At 34.9% G+C, this 19,116-nt stretch carries 13 protein-coding genes; 6 read left to right on the top strand and 7 right to left on the bottom strand.

What is annotated here, in order from left to right:
• Window positions 1-74: 74 nt before the first annotated feature.
• Together ACSVH5_RS05490 and ACSVH5_RS05485 are read right to left on the bottom strand one after the other, a co-directional pair.
• The gene (locus ACSVH5_RS05490; RefSeq protein WP_438060452.1) at window positions 75-1,001 is read right to left on the bottom strand and encodes a GYDIA family GHMP kinase; all 927 of its coding nucleotides are present in this window, start codon (window positions 999-1,001) and stop codon (window positions 75-77) included.
• A gap of 18 nt (window positions 1,002-1,019) precedes the next feature.
• Entirely contained in the window at window positions 1,020-2,351 is a 1,332-nt protein-coding gene (locus tag ACSVH5_RS05485; protein WP_438060619.1) for a hydroxymethylglutaryl-CoA reductase, degradative, read from the bottom strand.
• A 306-nt stretch (window positions 2,352-2,657) separates the two neighbouring features.
• Between ACSVH5_RS05485 and ACSVH5_RS05480 the strand changes: the two genes are divergently transcribed.
• From ACSVH5_RS05480 to ACSVH5_RS05460, 5 genes are all read left to right on the top strand, one after another.
• On the top strand, window positions 2,658-4,829 hold the full coding sequence (locus ACSVH5_RS05480; protein ID WP_438060451.1) for a S9 family peptidase: 2,172 nt from the start codon (window positions 2,658-2,660) through the stop codon (window positions 4,827-4,829).
• 37 nt (window positions 4,830-4,866) lie between these two features.
• The gene (locus ACSVH5_RS05475; protein ID WP_438060450.1) at window positions 4,867-6,585 is read left to right on the top strand and encodes a peptide MFS transporter; all 1,719 of its coding nucleotides are present in this window, start codon (window positions 4,867-4,869) and stop codon (window positions 6,583-6,585) included.
• Window positions 6,586-6,661: 76 nt separating this feature from the next.
• Entirely contained in the window at window positions 6,662-8,320 is a 1,659-nt protein-coding gene (locus ACSVH5_RS05470) for a peptide MFS transporter (protein ID WP_438060449.1), read from the top strand.
• Window positions 8,321-8,329: 9 nt separating this feature from the next.
• Entirely contained in the window at window positions 8,330-9,841 is a 1,512-nt protein-coding gene (locus ACSVH5_RS05465; protein WP_438060448.1) for a peptide MFS transporter, read from the top strand.
• 53 nt (window positions 9,842-9,894) lie between these two features.
• Window positions 9,895-10,362 carry a thioredoxin family protein gene (locus tag ACSVH5_RS05460; protein ID WP_438060447.1) on the top strand — a complete coding sequence of 156 codons (468 nt, stop codon included), beginning with the start codon at window positions 9,895-9,897 and terminating at the stop codon, window positions 10,360-10,362.
• A 12-nt stretch (window positions 10,363-10,374) separates the two neighbouring features.
• Here ACSVH5_RS05460 and ACSVH5_RS05455 read toward each other — a convergent pair whose 3' ends face one another.
• From ACSVH5_RS05455 to surE, 4 genes are all read right to left on the bottom strand, one after another.
• Window positions 10,375-12,315 (bottom strand): ComEC/Rec2 family competence protein, encoded by a 1,941-nt coding sequence (locus tag ACSVH5_RS05455; RefSeq protein ID WP_438060446.1) that lies wholly within the window; start codon window positions 12,313-12,315, stop codon window positions 10,375-10,377.
• A 142-nt stretch (window positions 12,316-12,457) separates the two neighbouring features.
• Window positions 12,458-13,570, bottom strand: a complete 1,113-nt coding sequence (lpxB, locus tag ACSVH5_RS05450; protein ID WP_438060445.1) for a lipid-A-disaccharide synthase — start codon at window positions 13,568-13,570, stop codon at window positions 12,458-12,460.
• Window positions 13,571-13,612: 42 nt separating this feature from the next.
• Window positions 13,613-13,888, bottom strand: coding sequence for a hypothetical protein (locus tag ACSVH5_RS05445; protein ID WP_438060444.1), 276 nt, complete (start codon window positions 13,886-13,888; stop codon window positions 13,613-13,615).
• Window positions 13,881-14,660 carry a 5'/3'-nucleotidase SurE gene (gene surE / locus ACSVH5_RS05440; protein WP_438060443.1) on the bottom strand — a complete coding sequence of 260 codons (780 nt, stop codon included), beginning with the start codon at window positions 14,658-14,660 and terminating at the stop codon, window positions 13,881-13,883. Before surE ends, ACSVH5_RS05445 begins: the two co-directional genes overlap by 8 nt.
• Before the next feature lie 181 nt (window positions 14,661-14,841).
• On the opposite strand from surE, the gene ACSVH5_RS05435 reads away from it, so the two are divergent.
• The gene (locus tag ACSVH5_RS05435; RefSeq protein WP_438060442.1) at window positions 14,842-17,094 is read left to right on the top strand and encodes a carboxy terminal-processing peptidase; all 2,253 of its coding nucleotides are present in this window, start codon (window positions 14,842-14,844) and stop codon (window positions 17,092-17,094) included.
• 784 nt (window positions 17,095-17,878) lie between these two features.
• Here ACSVH5_RS05435 and rodA read toward each other — a convergent pair.
• The gene (rodA, locus tag ACSVH5_RS05430; protein WP_438060441.1) at window positions 17,879-19,114 is read right to left on the bottom strand and encodes a rod shape-determining protein RodA; all 1,236 of its coding nucleotides are present in this window, start codon (window positions 19,112-19,114) and stop codon (window positions 17,879-17,881) included.
• Window positions 19,115-19,116 lie beyond the last annotated feature (2 nt).

The following is a 19,116-nucleotide window of genomic DNA, read 5'->3' as shown; positions in this document are numbered from 1 at the left end:
AACTATAACGCATTATTACTCTAATGTATTTTGTTAGCATTACAAAGGATTTTATAACGATTGGAAAAGTGTAATTACGTTCTAGTTTGTAAAATCATTTCATGATAAGGAAGTACTGTACGATACCCACGTTGTATAAAATAATCCGTTGGGTTATCTTGAGCAATTGCTAATACAAAATCACCACCCCAAGCGCCTAAACTTTTGATGACTCCATCAAAATCTGGAAATAGTGTTTCTTGTACGGAGGACAGTTCTAATATATGACTCATTTCCGTTTCATGTTGTTCCATGATTCTTGCAAAAGTTCTCAAGTCGGTTGCTTGGCAAGCTAAAGTAGTAAGCTTGTTGATGAGGGTTATGTTTTCGTGTAAGGCTTCATTCTTTTTGTTATAATAAGAAGCAATTGCTGCTTTGCTACTTTGTTTCTGGTTCAAGTACACAAAAAACAAATTAGAAGTAAAGTTTGGTGCAAAAGCCGCTTCCTGAATCAAAGGTTTTTGATCATTCAATTGATAAAGAATGGGAGTGTTGTGTTGTGCACAGGCAATGTCATAGCCGCTACCACCAAAACTTTTATGCAGTAATTCGAATGCATCAACTTTGGCCCATTGTGCAATATTGTTAATCAGGGTTGAAGAAGTGCCAAGTCCCCATTTTTTTGGAAAACTAAGACGAGTGCTGATTTCGGCACCTTGAATTTCCTCTAGCCATGAAGGTTGCATCAAATGCGCTTGAAATAAAATTTGTAGTAAGGTGTCTTTTGTAGACGAGGTAGGCTTAGGTTGATAAGTAAGAATGGAAGTGATTGAGAGGTTTTCTTCAAACCAAAGACTGCCATCTACATCATAGCTCTTCCATTGTAATGTGTTTGAGGTGTTGTGATGAACTTCTAAAGTTTGTCCATATTTAGTTGGCAAAGCCAAGGCAGTGGCACCATCCAAAACTAGGTATTCGCCAGTAAGTAATAGTTTTCCGTTGCTATAAAAAGTCTGCCTCATAGTTGAAATTCTTGTTTTTTATTTTCTTAAATCTTCAATAAAGCTCACAACAGCGCTATGCGAAATAGTGTGGTGCTTGAAGTGTTTTTTGATAGCATGGCGTTCTTCATCGGTGACATTGAATTGATTTAAAATATTGTTCAAATGCATTTTCATGTGGCCTTCTTGTATGCCTGTAGTGGTTAAAGAACGAAGTGCTGCAAAATTTTGTGCTAAACCAGCAACAGCTACAAATTGCATCAATTCTTGTGCAGAAGGTTTTTCAAGCATTTCGAGGCAAAATTTCACTAAAGGATGTAGTGAGGTTAATCCACCTACAGTTCCTAATGCTAATGGAATTTCTAACCAAAAAGTGAATTGTCCGTTTTCTATTTTGGCGTGAGACAAACTGCTATAGTGTCCGTTCCTAGAAGCAAAAGCATGTATTCCAGCTTCTACAGCTCTAAAATCATTTCCTGTAGCTAAAACTACAGCGTCAATGCCATTCATAATGCCTTTGTTGTGTGTAACGGCTCGATAAGGTTCTACTTCTGCAATTCGAACGGCTTGCACAAAACGTTTCGCGAAATCTTCAGGATTAGGGATATGTTTTTCAGCTAAATTTTCTATTGGGCAAGAAACTTCAGCTCGTACTAAGCAATTCGGGACATAATTAGAAAGAATACTCATAATTACTTCAATTTCCTTTTCCTCAGCCGTAAATGATTCGTAGTTTTCTGCTTTCTCTTTTAAGGTTTTAGCAAATTGCTCCAAGCAAGAATTGATGAAGTTCGCTCCCATACTATCTTTAGTTTCAAAAGTAGCGTGCAATTGATAATAATCAGGAATTAATTCTGTTTTATCTCTCAACTCGATGTCCAAAATTCCGCCTCCGCGTTGTCTCATATTTTTGGTCAATGCATCGGTGTCTGAGAAAAAAGCGGTTTTTATTTCGGCGAAAAAATCCTTTAATTTTTTAACATCTCCTTTGTAGATGAAATGTACTTGACCAATTTTTTCGGTGTTGATTATTGTTGCTTTGAACCCACCTCTTGTAGCCCAAAATTTGGCTGATTTAGCTGCTGCTGCCACAACGGAACTTTCTTCAATAGCCATTGGTATTGAGCTATTTTTGCCGTTGATTAAAAAATTTGGGGCAACTCCAAGAGGAATATAAAAGTTAGTGATAGTGTTTTCAATGAATTCGTCGTGTAATTGCTGTAAAATGCTGTCAGAATTCCAGTATTTTTTTAATAAATCAATTGCTTCAGTTGGTGTCGAAAAATAGTTATTGGCAATCCAGTTTATTTTTTCTTCTTTAGATAATTTTGAAAATCCTGCGATGGTATTGTTCATTTTCAATTGATTAATGTTTCTTTTGGCAAATATACGTTTTTGCTTTTTTTTAAACCCAATACTTTTAGTATTCTTCACTTGGGTTCTTGTGTATTATATTGGTAAGTTTTAACACATTTCATGACCGTTTATTGTAATTTTTTCATTAAAATTGGCATCGTTTTAAATATAACTCAATTGAGGTTCTTTTTTTGTTTTTAATGCAAAATTTCTCATTTGATATAAAAAAATTATACATTTTGATTCCTGTTTTTAGTGTAAATAGCAATTGGTATTTCCTTTGAAAATTGGCCTTAAAAATAACTTTTAAATTTTGTATTTATGAATTTAGGAAAATTGGTTGTGTTCTTTTTGTTAGGTGTTTGTTCTGTTTTTGGGCAACAAAAAATAACCGTCGAATCTATTTTTACGGGTGCTTTTAGAACCAAAGGTATGGACGCTTTGCAGGCTATGGCAAAAACTAATCAGTACACCGTCTTGAATCCAAATCAAGCTCGTAATGGTCAACAAATTGATTTGTATGATTATGCTTCATTGAAGAGAGTAGCCACTTTGATCGATACAAAAGATTTTCCTCAATTAGAAGACGGAATTGACAGTTATAGCTTTAGCGAAGACGAAAAACAAATGCTAATTGCGAATAATACACAGCCCATTTTTCGTCATTCCTTTACAGCCGATTATTATTTATACAACATAACTTCTAAGCAATTAGTCAAATTATTTGATTTTCCTGTGCAAGAGCCTACATTTTCGCCAGATGGTAAAAAGATAGCCTATGCAAAAGACAATAATTTGTTTGTTTACGACATTGCTACCAAAGCGACAACCTCAATTACTACAGACGGAAAAAAGAACAGTATCATCAACGGGATTACCGATTGGGTGTACGAAGAAGAATTTGCTTTTGTAAAAGCTTTTGACTGGAGTGCTGATAGCAAAAAAATTGCTTTTATCCGTTTTGATGAATCCGAAGTTCCTGAGTTTTCAATGTCGATTTTTCAAAAGGAATTGTATCCAAAAGTAGAGACATTCAAATATCCTAAAGCAGGAGAGAAAAATGCAGTCGTGTCTTTGCATGTTTATGATGTTGCGTCACAAGCTAAAAAAGAGGTGAATTTAGGTAACTACTCTGATTTTTACATTGCAAGAATGCAATGGACAAACGATGCTAACGTACTTTCCGCTCAAGTGTTGAATCGTCATCAAGATAATTTAGATTTGTTGTTTATTGATGGTACTACAGCTACGGCAAAAGTTGTTTTAAACGAAAAAGACAAAGCCTATATTGATGTTACAGACAATTTGACTTTTCTAAAAGACAACAGCTTTATCTGGACGAGTGAAAAAGATGGTTTCAATCATATTTATTTATACGATAAAACAGGAAAATTAATTAATCAAGTCACCAAAGGCAATTGGGAAGTGACGAATTATTATGGATTTGATGAAAAAACAAAAACTATTTTTTATCAATCGGTAGAAAATGGTGCTATCAACCGTGATATTTATCGCATTGGTTTAGATGGAAAAAACAAAGTGCGTTTGTCTTCTAAGGTTGGAACAAGTGCAGCTACTTTTAGTCCAAATTTCCAATATTTTATTACTACATTTTCAAGCGCAACTCAGCCTCCAGTTTATACTTTGAATGAAGCCAAAGCTGGAAAGCAATTGCAAATGATTGAGGAGAATCAAACCTTATCCAATAATTTAAAAGGCTTCAATTTGCCTACAAAAGAGTTCTCTGTTTTGAAAACAGAAAAAGGAATTGAACTCAATATGTGGATGATGAAACCTAAAGATTTTGATCCGAACAAAAAGTATCCTGTTTTTATGTTTCAATATTCAGGGCCTGGCTCACAACAAGTCAATAATGATTGGAACAGTGCCGATGATTATTGGTTTGCATCGCTTACGCAAAAAGGATACATTGTGGCCTGTGTTGACGGAAGAGGAACCGGTTTTAAAGGAGCGGCATTCAAAAAAGTAACTCAAAAAGAATTGGGAAAATACGAAGTAATCGACCAAATTGATGCTGCTAAAGTATTGGGTTCTTATTCTTTTGTAGACAAATCAAGAATAGGGATTTTTGGTTGGTCGTTTGGTGGATTTATGGCATCGAATTGTATTTTGAAAGGAAATGATGTTTTCAAAATGGCTATCGCAGTGGCTCCAGTAACCAATTGGCGTTTTTATGATAGTATTTATACAGAGCGTTATATGCAAACCCCACAAGAAAACCCAACAGGTTACGATGATAACTCACCAATTAATCACGTACAAAAATTAAAAGGCAAGTTTTTATTAATACACGGTTCGGCAGATGATAATGTGCACGTTCAGAATTCAATGCAAATGATGGAAGCTTTGATTCAGGCCAATAAACAGTTCGATTCACAAATTTATCCAGACAAAAATCACGGTATTTTTGGAGGCTATACCCGAATTCAACTTTACAATAAAATGACTAACTTTATCCTTGAAAATTTATAATAACTAACCTCAATCATCTAATTTAAACTAATACATTATGGTAAAAACACAAGAGAAAACAGGACATCCAAAAGGGCTTTGGGTATTGTTTGGAACCGAAATGTGGGAACGATTCAATTTCTACGGAATGAGAGCGTTACTTACATTATTCATGGTAAATTCTCTCTTAATCAAAGAAGCTGACGCAGCAATTATTTATGGAGGTTTCCTAGCGTTGTGTTATTTAACGCCACTTTTAGGAGGTTTTATTTCCGATAGATTTTTTGGTAACCGAAACTGTATTATGCTTGGTGGTCTAATGATGGCATTAGGTCAGTTTTTACTTTTTTTAAGTGCCTCAACTTTTTCTTCCAATTTAAGTGGTGCTAAAATTTTCATGTGGCTTGCTTTGTTCATTATCATTTTTGGAAATGGTTTTTTCAAGCCAAATATTTCTTCAATGGTGGGTAGTTTGTATCCAAAACAAGAAAAAACTAAGTTAGATTCAGCATTCACCATTTTTTACATGGGAATCAATATTGGTGCCTTTTTAGGGCAGTTTATTTGTCCTTATTTAGGAGATGTGATTGATCCAGAAACTGGAGTTAGAAATATTTATGCTTTCAAATGGGGATTCTTAGCGGCTTCTTTAGCAATGATTATTGGAACAATAACTTTTTATTTTCTTAAAAATAAATACGTTGTTACCCCAGAAGGTAGGCCAATTGGTGGTTTGCCAAAAAACAACGAAGCCAGCGATTTTGAAGAAGGCGAAACACAAACGGCAAATTTTTCAAGCAAATCAATTGGTATTGCTATTGCATTATTTGTGGCTTTGTTTTTTGTTTTTAGATATTTACTGGTTGGTGAATTTGGAGTTACTTCTTTAGAAATGGGTCAGTTGATAAAGGGGCTTATTTATCCTTTTATTTATGCTGCTGGTATTGCATTAGCCTTTTTGATTATGAGCTCTGCTGAAAATAAAGTAGAAAGACAAAGAATTTGGGTTATTTACATTGTTTCTTTCTTTATTATTTTCTTTTGGGCAGCTTTTGAGCAAGCGGGTTCATCATTGACTTTTATTGCGGACAATCAAACGGACAGACATATTTTTGGGTGGAACATGCCGCCTTCAATGGTTCAAATTTTTAATGGACTATTTGTAGTAGCATTGGCTTTGCCGTTTAGTATTTTATGGGATAAACTAAGAGCTAATGGGAAAGAACCAGTTTCGCCTTTGAAACAAGCAATAGGGTTGGGATTGATCGCTTTAAGTTATTTTATTATTGCTCACAATGTAAAAGATTTAGGGAACTCAGGTTTATTAGCTATCAAATGGTTAATGCTCCTATACTTAATTCAAACAATGGGAGAACTATGCTTATCTCCAATTGGATTGTCATTGGTTGGTAAATTAGCGCCTAAACGTTTTGCTTCCTTGCTCTATGGTGTTTTCTTTATTTCTAATGCAGCAGGTTATGCATTAGCTGGTTCGCTTGGGGCAATTATACCTGCAACAGGGGATAAATTTCAAAAAGCAGAAAAATTAGGAATTAACCTTCAAGATGTTTTGGATAAGAAAATAACGTTGAATGCAGAGCAAATTGCTATGTTTGAAAAAGAACAATTGCCAATAGCAAACACTTCATTCGCCGGTTTTGAAATACATAACTTATACGAGTTTTTCATGGTTTTTGTTATTCTTTGTGGTATCGCAGCTATAATTTTAGCAGTTTTATCCCCAAGATTAAAGAAAATGATGAACGGCGTAGGCTAATAGCATTTAATTTTATTTTTATATCTTTCAAACCTACATGTACTACTTGTAGGTTTATTTTTTAAAATGACTTCTTATGTGGAAAAATCATCCTAAAGCCCTGCCTTATTTGTTTTTGTCTGAAATGTGGGAACGTTTCGGTTATTATTTAATGATTGGAATTTTTACGCTTTATCTGAAAGATGTAGAAGCTGGATTTTCAATGACCGAAAAAGAAGCTTCGGATTTGTATGGAACTTTTATCGCCTTGGTATTCTTGACTCCCTTTATTGGGGGATTAATTGCCGATAGATATTTGGGTTATAAAAAATCCATTATAATTGGTGGATTAATGATGGGAGTGGGGTACCTGATTATGGGAGTGCACAGCATTCCAATGTTGTACACCGCGATGACGTTGGTCATTGTAGGGAATGGTTTCTTTAAGCCCAATATTTCTACGTTGTTGGGGAATTTTTATAACGATGAGCAATACAAAGACCGAAAAGATGAAGGGTACAACATTTTCTATATGGGAATCAATGTTGGGGCTTTCATTTGTAATTTCTTTGGTGCGGCTTTAAAAATTCTTTTTGGTTGGCAAGAAGCTTTTATGGCTGCTGGTGTGGGGATGTTTATTGGTGTTTTGGTATTTATGTTGGGCACCAAACATTATGGAGATAAAACTGAGAAAAAAGGCGTACAAGAAGGCGATATGCCTTTTTATAAAATTGTTCTTTTTATTTTATTGCCTTCATTGATTTTTGGAGTAATTGGTTGGTTGATCAAAGGAATTGCTTCGGATAGTAATATCGACAGTTCTATTTTTGGTTCGGATAGTACCGATGCTTTTGTGTTCGCTTGTATTCCAGTTGTCTTCTTTTACGGAAGCCTTTATTTTAAAGCTAAAGTTGAAGATAAACGTCCCATTGGGGCTTTGCTTTCAATTTTTGCAGTCGTGATTTTATTTTGGGCGGTTTTTAAATTGAATGGTTCTGCACTCAACAATTGGGGTGATAAATATACTGATAGAGAATTAACGGGTGTGGCACAACAAATAGGTTCAAAGTTGGTACTAACTGACACGCTAACCTATAAAAAGGACTCTGTTGCCTTGTACGATGCCGCTTTTAGAATTCAGAAAGAAGACGGAAAAGTCATCAAAGTGGTCGATTATCCTTTGTATTTTAGAAATGTAGCCAAAGAAAAATTGCCTAAAGAAGAAAGTAAAATCTATACTTGGTCGGCAAACTTGAGCCAATCGATTAATCCGGGTTGGGTAATTCTTTTGACGCCTTTGGTGGTGGCATTTTTTACTTTTTTGCGTAGCAGAAAAAAAGAACCCTCAACACCTACCAAAATTGCTTTCGGTTTGTTGATTTCAGCTTTATCGGTCTTGGTTATGGTGGCTGCGGTTCATATTGGTAATAATGGTGCAGAAAAAGTTTCCGTATGGTGGTTGGTGGCCAATTATGGAGTCATTACCATCGGTGAATTATTCTTAAGTCCGATGGGATTATCTGTTGTCTCAAAATTAAGTCCAAAAAACATTACTTCCTTAATGATGGGTGGTTGGTTTTTGGCCACTTCAATCGGTAATAAATTAAGCGGCGTTTTAGCCAGTATGTGGGATTCTTATGAAAACAAAGCTAATTTTTTCTGGATTAATTTTAGTCTTTTACTCTTTGCAACATTACTGATGTTCGCTTTGGTAAAGGAATTGAATAAGGTTATGAAAGAAAAAGGAATTAATTAAATCAAGTACATGGAATCAACTATAACATTAGAACAAATTCAGAATTTTAAAGGGAAATACCCAAAACAGTTGTGGTATTTGTTCTTTAGTGAAATGTGGGAGCGATTTTGTTTTTACGGAATGCGCGGTATGTTGGTGGTCTTTATGGTGAGTCATCTTGGGATGAACGAAAAGGTTGCCAATTTACAATACGGAGCGACTCAAGCTTGGGTATATGCGTTTACTTTTATTGGAGGTTTGTTTGCCGATAAGATTTTAGGTTTACGAAAATCACTTTTTTGGGGTGGCATTTTAATGATTATTGGTAGTGTTATTTTGTCTATAGATCCTAAAAACTTTTTCTTCATTGGTCTCGGTTTTACGATTGTAGGAACTGGTTTTTTTAAACCTAATATTTCATCGATGGTAGGGCAGTTGTACCCTGAAGGTGATCCAAGACGAGATGCTGGTTTTTCTTTCTTTTATATGGGGGTAAATCTCGGTGCTTTGATTGGTGGTTATATCTGTATCGCTGTTGCCGAAGGATCCATGTGGCAATCCATAGTTCCTGAACATTTGCGTTGGAATGTTGGTTTTGGTTTCGCTGCGATTGTAATGATTATTAGTTTATTGACTTTTACCCAAACCCAAAAAAGTTTAGGTCCAATTGGTCTTTCTCCATTAAAAGAGATGATGGTCTCTAAACGCAAGCAATTAGAAATAGTAACTTATGTAGGATCATTACTTGTTATTCCTTTGATTATTGTAATGGTCGCCAATACAGTATATACGGATTATTTTATGATTTGTATCGGACCGGCTTCGGTTTTGTATTTATTGTATGAAATGAAGAATTTTTCTTTAGCCGAAAACAAGAAGCTATTTGCAGCATTGATTTTCATTATTTTCTCCATTTTCTTCTGGGCTTTTTTCGAACAAAGTGGAGGGTCTTTAAGTTTGTTTGCTGTAAATAATTTGAATAATACTATTGCTGGTGTAGAATTGAGTCCTAATGGAGTGAACAATTCTGCGAATTCCTTTTTCGTAATTGGTTTTGCAGCTTTGGTTGGCTTGGTTTGGCTTTGGTTAGATAAAAGAAAAATAGAACCTAACACTGTAATTAAGTTTGGCCTTGCCTTTTTATTCTTAGCTGGTGGCTTTTGGGTATTTTATTATACGAAGTTTTTTGCTGATGGTTTTGGGAGAACTTCTTTGGGGATTTTTACTTTTGGATGGTTTGTAATCACTTTGGGTGAATTGTGTTTGTCCCCTATCGGGATGTCTGCAATGACGAAACTGTCACCTTCCAAAACGCAAGCCGTAATTATGGGGATGTGGTTCTTGGCTAGTGCCTACGGGCAGTATTTTGCAGGTATTTTGGGTGCTAACATTGCAGAAGCTTCGGAGCAATCGAGCAATATAGAGAAACTCAATGTTTATGCCGATGGTTATTTGCAATTAGCTATTTATGCTTTAATTGCTGGTGTGGTTTTGATTGTACTTTCACCATTGGTTAGAAAATTAATGCAAGAAGTAAAATAGCCGACATTTAAACATTATAATTTTATATATTTTTGTCAAAAATAATTCATCGTATGAAAAAAATAATTGTATTTCTGTTGTTTACATTTTGTGTTATCGAAGGACAATCGCAAGAACTGAAATGGTTTACCGATGTGAAAGAAGCTGTTGCCATTGGTAACAAAGAGAAAAAACCACTTATGCTTTTTTTTACAGGTAGTGATTGGTGTGGCTGGTGTATCCGTTTGCAAAAAGAAGTTTTAAAAACGCCTGAGTTTGCTAAGTGGGCTAAAGAAAATGTTATTTTAGTTGAATTGGATTATCCTAGAAAGCAATATCAAACCGCTGAAATTAGAAGGCAAAATGCTGAATTACAACAAGCATTTGGTGTTCAGGGTTATCCAACGGTGTTTTTTGCTAAAGGAGTAACGAAGAATGGCAAAACCAATTTTGAAGGTTTAGGAAGTACGGGTTATGTAGCCGGAGGTCCATCCGCTTGGTTGGCTGTAGCCAATGGTTTTTTAGCGCAAAAGAAAAAATAGCTTTTTAGATAATTACTCTTTAATGTAAAAATATCCCTTTTCACGAGTGGAGTGGAAAGGGATTTTTTGTTGATTACAGGTTTGTTCCCACAAGTTTACCAATGATTTGTAATTGGAAGCATCTGCCACGACTATCTTTGGCTTATTGGTTTTTATGATGCGTTCTAAATTTACTTTTGGTGATGCTGTTAGTAGTAAAATATCTGTTGCTTTATTTGGAAAATAGACGCTGCTACTGTCTAAAATGAGAATTCGATTTCTGTTAAAATAAGCCACATTTTTTAAAGGACTTTCTTTTGTAATCGCACTAAATGTCCCTGTTGCATAATTTTGTAAGATCCTATTTTTTTGAACTTCTTCACTTTGGAGGCCATTCGAAATGACTTCTATTTCATTTCCTATTCGTTGACAAATAATCGTTTTTTTTGGAGCATTCAGTACAACCCATTCCTTACTGCTGCCATAGTCTAATTTGTTTTTTATTAAAATTATTTGAACCACAATTATTGCTGAAAATACAAGTACAGTTCTCTTAAAGGATTTCTTTTTCCACCATACAACTAGTGCAATTAGTAAACAGTAAGAAGCAATCATTAAGTTAAAAGTACTTGGAATATTGGTAAAAATGAAGCTTTCAAACGAAGCGACCCAATGAATGATTGCATTCATTACTGAAATACCCCATTCTAAAGGTTTGATACACCAAATGGGTAAAGATGTGAAAGTGGCTATAGTTATCACCAACACTCCAAGAAGCATAATGACACTTAATAGCGGTAACACTAATAGATTGGTTACAAAAAATAACCCAGGAAATTGATGAAAATAATAAACACTTAACGGTAATGTTCCTAGTTGTGCGGCAAAAGAAACCGTAATAATATCCCAGAAGAATTGTAGCATTTTGTTTTTAGGGGTCCAATATTTTGCCAACATTGGTTGCAGCCAAACAATAAAAAACAAAGCCGCATAACTCAATTGAAAGCCCACATCGAATAGAAAATAGGGTTGGAACAATAGTATTAAAAATATTGAAACAACTAGAGTATGATAAATATTCGTGCTTCGTCTCCAATAGTGTCCTACGGCTACAAAAGAAAACATAGTGATAGAACGAACAACAGAGGGAGCCAATCCTGCTAAAATACCAAAAAGCGCTAAGCTAAGTAAAGAGATGGATAGCTTAAGGAATCTTCCTTTTTGGGTATTGGGTATTGGGCGCATCAAAAAATTGATAAGCAGTACTATAAAGCCAATATGCAATCCCGAAACCGAAAGTATATGTACAGCACCCGCGTATTGATAATCCTTTGTAATGTCGGGGTCTATATCTTGTTGTTGCCCCAATAGTAATGCCATCGCTACTGGCAAAGCTTTTTTGTCAAACCCACTTTGCTCAAGATGAGTTATAATGGTAGTTCTCAATTTCGAAGTATAGAACCAAATATCTTGAACGTTCTTTTTATGATAAAAAATAGCTTCAGGATTTACATAGGCTTGGGCGTAAATCTGCTTGTTTTTGAGATAAGCCGAGTAATCAAATTGATTGGGGTTTTTGGGTATTTCAGTTTTTATCAATTTGGTTTTAAATCTTAGTCTATGCCCAACTACAATTTCTTTGGCATTGTTGCTTTTTGGTATTGTAATTAAAATTTTGCCTTCAAGACTTTGATGGTTTACTTTTTGAATGTAAGCAATATACCTGTTGTTTTGAGGTGAACTTTTGAGTTTCTCTCTGACAACAACTTCTATCCAATTTGCTTTTTCATAAACTGTCGGATGATTGGAATAATTGTTTTTGCGATTACTATCGGTATGAGTTACTAAAACAACTATTCCTACAGCAAATGAAAGCAACAGAATTGCCGTTTCAAATACAAAGTTCTTCTTTGTTGTAGAAGTAGTGAATTTATTTGCTAATAGTGCAATGCCAAACGCAATTAGTATAAACACAAATGCAAAATTTGCGGATATACTTATGTAATAAGCCGCAATAAGGCCTATAATAAATCCAATAGTAATTTTAATAAGTGGGAATTGTAACACATTCATATTACTAAAATACAAATTTTAGTAAGAAATAGTGCTTATTAAATTATTTTAAGTCGGCTACAATTAATTTTGCGGTAACACTACTTGCTCCTTTTCCACCCAATTTTTCTTCCAATATTCTATAGTTTTCTAGTACAATTTTTCGATGTTCAGGCTCAAGAATTTTTTGTAATTCTGAAGCAATTCGTTTGGTGTTGCAATCGTCTTGAATCAGCTCAGTAACGACCTCTTTGTCCATAATCAAGTTGACAAGCGAAATGTATTTTAGAGTGATGATGCGTTTAGCTATTTGGTATGAAATCCAATTTCCTTTATAACAAACCACTTCAGGTACTTTAAACAATGCGGTTTCAAGTGTTGCTGTTCCAGAGGTAACAAGTGCTGCCGTAGCGTGTTGCAACAAATCATAGGTTTTGTTCGATAAAAATTTAATATTCTCTGAAGTGATGAATTGTTGGTAAAAAGAATACTCCTGACTTGGCGCTCCTGCGATTACAAATTGATATCCTTTAAATTTATCGGCTACGCTAAGCATAACACTGAGCATTTTGGTGATTTCTTGTTTGCGGCTACCTGGCAATAGCGCAATAATTGGTAAATCGTTCAATTGGTTTTCTTTCCTGAAAGTAGCATCATCGATTATGGGATGCGCTTGTATGGCATCTATAAGTGGATGTCCAACAAAAGAAACTGGAAAATGATGCTTGTCTTCGTAAAATGTTTTTTCAAACGGAAGAATCACATACATTTTGTCAATGTCTCGTTTGATTTCCTTGATTCTGCTTTCTTTCCAAGCCCAAATTTGTGGCGAAATATAATAGTGATTTTTGAAGCCTAAGCCTTTGGACCATTTTGCAATTCTCAAATTAAAACCGGGATAATCAATAAAAACGATAACGTCAGGTTGAAAGGCTAGAATATCGGTTTTGCATATCTTGATGTTGTTGAGAATGGTTTTTAAATTCATAACCACTTCAGCAAATCCCATAAAGGCTAAATCGCGGTAGTGTTTTACTAAAGTGCCACCCACTTTTTGCATTAAGTCGCCACCCCAAAAACGAATTTCGGCAGTTGGGTCTTCTTGGTAAATGGATTTCATCAAGTTAGAACCGTGCAAGTCTCCTGAAGCTTCTCCTGCAATAATGTAGTATTTCATGGTTGATGGGATGTTGATTGAGTTACAAAGATAGAAAACCTTTTAGAGCGTAAAAATTGTTGCAATGGTCAGTACAAAAACAGCTAACACTACTCCCCGTGCCATCAATTCTTTATTCATTTTTAGTAAAATCCCAAATGCTGCCAAATCTAATAATGAACCAACGGTAATTAGTTTTCCTAAATAGCCTTGTGATTTTAATATTCTGACTCCTTCAATAAATTCATAGTCCGTGAAAAAAGTCATAAACAAAAAAGAGCCGAGCAGTGAAGCAGCTAATCCGATAATGAAGCCGTATAATAAATCTATCTTATTCATTCCAATTCCAAGTGTTGAGTTGTTGTATGGTGTGATGTGCTGTCAAATCAAATTGAACAGGTACTACCGAAATATATCCATTTTCTAAAGCCCATTCATCTGTATCCTCGCCTTTATCTTGATTGATGAATGCACCACTTAACCAATAATATTCTTTTCCGAAAGGTGTTTTTCTTTTATCGAATTTTTCTACCCATTGTGCTTTGGCTTGTCGACAAATTTTGATGCCTTTAATTTCTTTTTCTTCTAATTTTGGAAAATTCACATTCAAAACAACCCCTGCTGGAAGCCCTTTCTCTAGTGTTTCGAGGGCTATTTTTTTTACAAAAGACAATATGGGCGAAAAATCAGCATCCCAATTATAATCCAAAAGCGAAAATCCAATGGCAGGAATACCTTCGATACCAGCTTCAACAGCCGCACTCATAGTTCCAGAATAAATGACATTAATCGATGAATTCGACCCGTGATTGATGCCCGAAACACACAAATCAGGTTTTTGCTTCAAGATTTCGTTAGTCGCCATTTTTACACAATCTACAGGAGTTCCAGAACAGCTGTATTGGGTGATAGCATCGCCTTCTTTCGAGAGTTTATTCAAATACAAAGTGCTGTTGATGGTAATGGCGTGTCCCATCGCGCTCTGAGGTTTATCGGGAGCAACAACGATAACATTTCCAATTTGAGTCATCACACTAATCAAGGCTTGGATTCCAGGGGCTGAAATTCCGTCGTCATTAGTGATTAATAGTAAAGGTTTTTTGGAGGCCATTTCTTTGATTTTAGATACACAAATATACTAGCGCTTTGTCTTAAAAAGTAGCTCAAGCCTTTTTTTTGTTAACTTTTTTTAGAAAAATTAAATCGTATCAACATTTTTATATCTTTAACAAAAATTTATAAAGAGACAATGTTTCTTGGCTTTATCTTTACATAAATTACACTTTTGATTGATGAATGCAATTATTACTTATATGAAAAAGAATTTTAAAATTGTACTTGCCATTTTGTGCTTGTCAGGTGCCTTGTTTGCTTTTAAAATAAATGGTTCGAAGCTGAACACCGAGGATCCCGAAAAAGATAGACTTTTGTTGGAGTTGTTGACTTTTGTAATCGAAAAAGGGCATTACGATCCTGCGGTTATGGATGACGAATTTTCAAAAGGAGTGTATAAAGATTATATCGAAGCCTTAGATCCTTCTAAGCGCTTTTTCTTGCAATCAGATATCGATGAATTTGCTAAATACGAATTGGATTTAGACGATCAAATCAACAATAAAGAATTAACCTTTTTCGAGTTAACGTATTCTCGTTTAATGGTTCGTATGGAGGAAAGCAAAAAAATCTATAAAGGCTTGTTGGAAAAGCCTAATGATTTCACCATAGATGAAAGCTTTGATACGGATTATGATAAAATGCCCTATGCCAAAAACAACAAAGAGCTAGTGGACAGATGGCGTAAGCAAATGAAGTTATCTGCTCTGTCTTCAATTACTGAACGTTTGCGTATGCAAGAAGCTAAAACCAAATCAACTGAAACTACTGAAGCCACAAAAGCGGAAGAATTAAGTTCAGACTTGGGTATGGATGCAAATTTAAAAGCAGATAAAAACATCAAAATAAAGACTTTTGCAGAGTTAGAAGTAGAAAGTAGAACCAATATTGGTAAGTCTTTAGATGAATCTTTTGGTTTTATTAAAGAATTGACAAGAGATGATTGGTTTACGGTGTATATCAATTCAATTATGACTCGTTTTGATCCGCATACAAGCTATTTTGCTCCTGAAGAAAAAGAACGTTTTGATGTAAGTATGAGTGGTAAACTTGAAGGTATTGGAGCGCGTTTGCAAAAGAAAAATGACTTCACTGAAATTAGCGAATTGATTTCTGGTGGTCCTGCTTGGAGAGGCCGTCAACTTGAAGCGGGTGATGTTGTATTGAAAGTAGGTCAAGGTAGCGCAGAGCCAGTGGATGTGGTAGGAATGCGTTTAGATGATGTAGTAAAAAAAATAAAAGGACCGAAAGGAACCATTGTTCGTTTAACGGTAAAAAAAGTAGATGGTACAATTAAAAATATTTCTATTGTTCGTGATATCGTTGAAATTGAAGAAACGTATGCAAAATCTAGTGTAGTTGAGAAAAACGGATTGCGTTATGGAGTAATCTATTTGCCTAAGTTTTATATTGATTTTGAAAATCGTGACGGACGTGATGCAGGTAAAGATATAGCTCTTGAAGTGGAACGTTTAAAACAAGCTAAAGTAAACGGAATTGTTTTAGATGTCAGAGACGATGGAGGAGGTTCTCTATCTACTGTTGTTGACATTGCAGGTCTTTTTATTCATGAAGGTCCAATTGTTCAAGTTAAGTCTTCTGGGAAGAAAAAGGAGATTTTGTATGATACAGATCCAAAAATAGAGTGGGATGGCCCATTAGTAATTATGGTGAATAGTTTTTCTGCATCAGCATCAGAGATTTTAGCAGCTGCTATTCAAGATTACAAACGCGGAATTATTATTGGAAGCAAGCAAACCTACGGAAAAGGAACAGTTCAAAATGTGATCGATTTAAATCAATTTGTACGCAACAGTTCTGTGGGGGATTTGGGCGCTTTAAAAACGACTACTCAAAAATTCTATAGAATCAATGGTGGTTCTACACAACGTGAAGGAGTGAGTAGTGATGTAGTAATGCCAGATCGTTATGCCTATTTAAAAATGGGAGAACGCGATGTCGATAACGCTATGCCATGGGATAAAATTGATGCCGCACCTTATACACCATGGAAGGTGACTCAAAATTTTGAAAAAGCCATTGCCAATAGCAAAGCTAGAATTGCTAGAAATCCTCAATTTAATTTGATTGAAGAAAATGCAAAATGGATTGATAGCAAAAGTAATGAGAACAGCTATAGTTTAAATATTGATAAATTTAGATCTGTGCAAAATGGTGTAGAAGAAACGGCTAAAAAATATAAGCCTATTTTTGAATATAAAAACCAGTTGAAGTTCACTTCTTTACCTTATGAAGCGGAGGAATACAAGAAAGATCCAACGCTAAAAGAAAAGAGAGAAAGATGGCATGAAAGTTTGTCCAAAGATATTTATGTAGAAGAAGCACTGAATATTTTAGATGACTTACAATCTAAATCGATTGTTAAAACAATGCCTACCAAAAACATGAATGGAAAATTAGTAAAATCATAAATAGTGAATATTTTCCAACGAAAAAAAGACTCGAATCACCCTTGTTTTGAGTCTTTTTTTTTGCATCATATTTGATTGCTCAAAACACCAAATTTTTTGTTGAAGAAATCCCTAAAGATGGAAATAAAGGCTTTTTGTTTCCAAATGAAAGGTCTTAAAGACCTTTGCATAAAAGGGTTGTTTTGATTTAATACCAATAACTTATTTAAACCCAGATTCCGCATTAGAAATCTACTACAACTAAATTACTTCACCATTTTTTTATTTTTTAGCGGAGTTCAGTGAATGAATTTCTTCTTCAAAACCAAGAACTTACTCCTATTTTTAAATTCAAAATACAAAAGTAGTAGCTCATTGGTTTATATTTATATAGGTATTCGCTGAACGTTGTTTCCTTCTTCAAAAATAGTCCGTGAGCCCTTAGTTTTATTGAATAATTCATTTTCGCTACGAAGTCTAATGCGGATTCTGGGTTAAAATAGTCTATGTTGTCTGTTCGAGCTGTAATTTTTACAAAAAAAAGCCATATAAATGACATTTGCTTTGTCAGGTTGAGCGCAGTCGAAACCCCTCTTAAACAAAAACGTCAATAGTAGCGCATTCGAGTATCCTTGTTACATGTCTACTGCGCTCGATATGATAAGAATACATTTGGACTAGGTTGAAAAGTGTTTGTAATAAAAAAACGAACAAGTAACAGGGATTGAATTCTTTTACGATTTTTGTAAACAATTGATAGACAATTGTAAAATAAGTAGTAAATAGGATTGGAGTAATAATTGATTTACCACTCATTCACTTTGTTTGCATCCATTTTAATGAAAATAAATAGCAAAATAGTAAATCCCCACAATCCAGAACCTCCGTACGAAAAGAAAGGCAATGGTATACCAATAGTAGGAAAAATTCCTGCCACCATAGCAATGTTTACAAAAAAGTGTAAGAACAAAACAGCTGCAACAGAGTAGCCATAAACACGACTAAATTTTGTTTTTTGTCTTTCTGCTAAATAAATAATTCTCAGCAAGAGGATGACAAAGAGTGAAATAACAACCGTCGCACCCAAAAAACCCCATTCTTCTCCAACAGTGGTAAAAATATAATCGGTATGCTGTTCCGGTACAAAGCCTCCTTTGGTTTGAGTGCCTTCTAAGAATCCTTTTCCAAGCCATCCCCCAGAACCAATGGCAATTTCGGATTGATTGGTATTGTATCCAATTCCTTTCATGTCTACTGCCTTTCCTAGCAAGATATTAAAACGATCCCTATGATGTTGTTTGAATACATGATCAAAAACATAACTCACAGAAAGGACAAATCCCGAAATAAAGGCTAATAAAATACCACTTCTTAAAATATTTCGGTCGGCAAGGCGCGACTTGAAATGAATTAAAGCTAAAACTACAGCAGCTAAAAGAATCACAACATAGGATTCTAAAACTAAGGTTAGTACAAAAAGTAGGATCGTTGAAAAACCAGTCCAAACATACCAAGCAGGAAGCCCTTCTCTATAGAGTACTATTACAAAGATGCTATACACCATTGCACTTCCAGGGTCCGGCTGTGGTAGAATTAGTAAAACGGGCAAAAACACAATAGCTAAAGCTTGAAATTGCCTGTTTAAATCTTTAAGGTTTATTTGTGGATCACTTAGGTATTTTGCAAGCGCAAGAGCAGTGGCTGCTTTTGCAAACTCAGAGGGTTGTAGTGTGAAGCTGCCTATGGCATACCAACAACGCTGTCCTGCAATAGTTTTTCCGACAGCAAACAATCCAATTAACGATAGTAGTGATACTACAAAAATCACTGAGGCATATTTTTCATAAAATTTTCCATCAACAGCTAAGACTGTAAAAATTAAAGGAATTGCACAAATGATAAAAATTAATTGCTTGGTTGAGGTTCCTTCCTCCGAAGAAAGGGAGGATGAATAAATGTTCAACCAACCTAAAATAACTAATAGGATGTATATAATTACACAGATCCAATCAATATTGCTAGTTATACTTTGGTTTTTCATTT

The sequence above is a fragment of the Flavobacterium sp. RSSA_27 genome, assembly GCF_051547125.1.
Lineage (GTDB): Bacteria > Bacteroidota > Bacteroidia > Flavobacteriales > Flavobacteriaceae > Flavobacterium.
This window is presented reverse-complemented; position numbering and strand designations above follow the sequence as displayed.

Coding starts and splice junctions, on each gene's coding strand:
- ACSVH5_RS05490 (WP_438060452.1), bottom strand. CDS start 1,001: ATGAGGCAGACTTTTTATAGCAACGGAAAACTATTACTTACTGGCGAA.
- ACSVH5_RS05480 (WP_438060451.1), top strand. CDS start 2,658: ATGAATTTAGGAAAATTGGTTGTGTTCTTTTTGTTAGGTGTTTGTTCT.
- ACSVH5_RS05475 (WP_438060450.1), top strand. CDS start 4,867: ATGGTAAAAACACAAGAGAAAACAGGACATCCAAAAGGGCTTTGGGTA.
- ACSVH5_RS05470 (WP_438060449.1), top strand. CDS start 6,662: ATGTGGAAAAATCATCCTAAAGCCCTGCCTTATTTGTTTTTGTCTGAA.
- ACSVH5_RS05465 (WP_438060448.1), top strand. CDS start 8,330: ATGGAATCAACTATAACATTAGAACAAATTCAGAATTTTAAAGGGAAA.
- ACSVH5_RS05460 (WP_438060447.1), top strand. CDS start 9,895: ATGAAAAAAATAATTGTATTTCTGTTGTTTACATTTTGTGTTATCGAA.
- lpxB (WP_438060445.1), bottom strand. CDS start 13,570: ATGAAATACTACATTATTGCAGGAGAAGCTTCAGGAGACTTGCACGGT.
- ACSVH5_RS05445 (WP_438060444.1), bottom strand. CDS start 13,888: ATGAATAAGATAGATTTATTATACGGCTTCATTATCGGATTAGCTGCT.
- surE (WP_438060443.1), bottom strand. CDS start 14,660: ATGGCCTCCAAAAAACCTTTACTATTAATCACTAATGACGACGGAATT.
- ACSVH5_RS05435 (WP_438060442.1), top strand. CDS start 14,842: ATGAATGCAATTATTACTTATATGAAAAAGAATTTTAAAATTGTACTT.
- rodA (WP_438060441.1), bottom strand. CDS start 19,114: ATGAAAAACCAAAGTATAACTAGCAATATTGATTGGATCTGTGTAATT.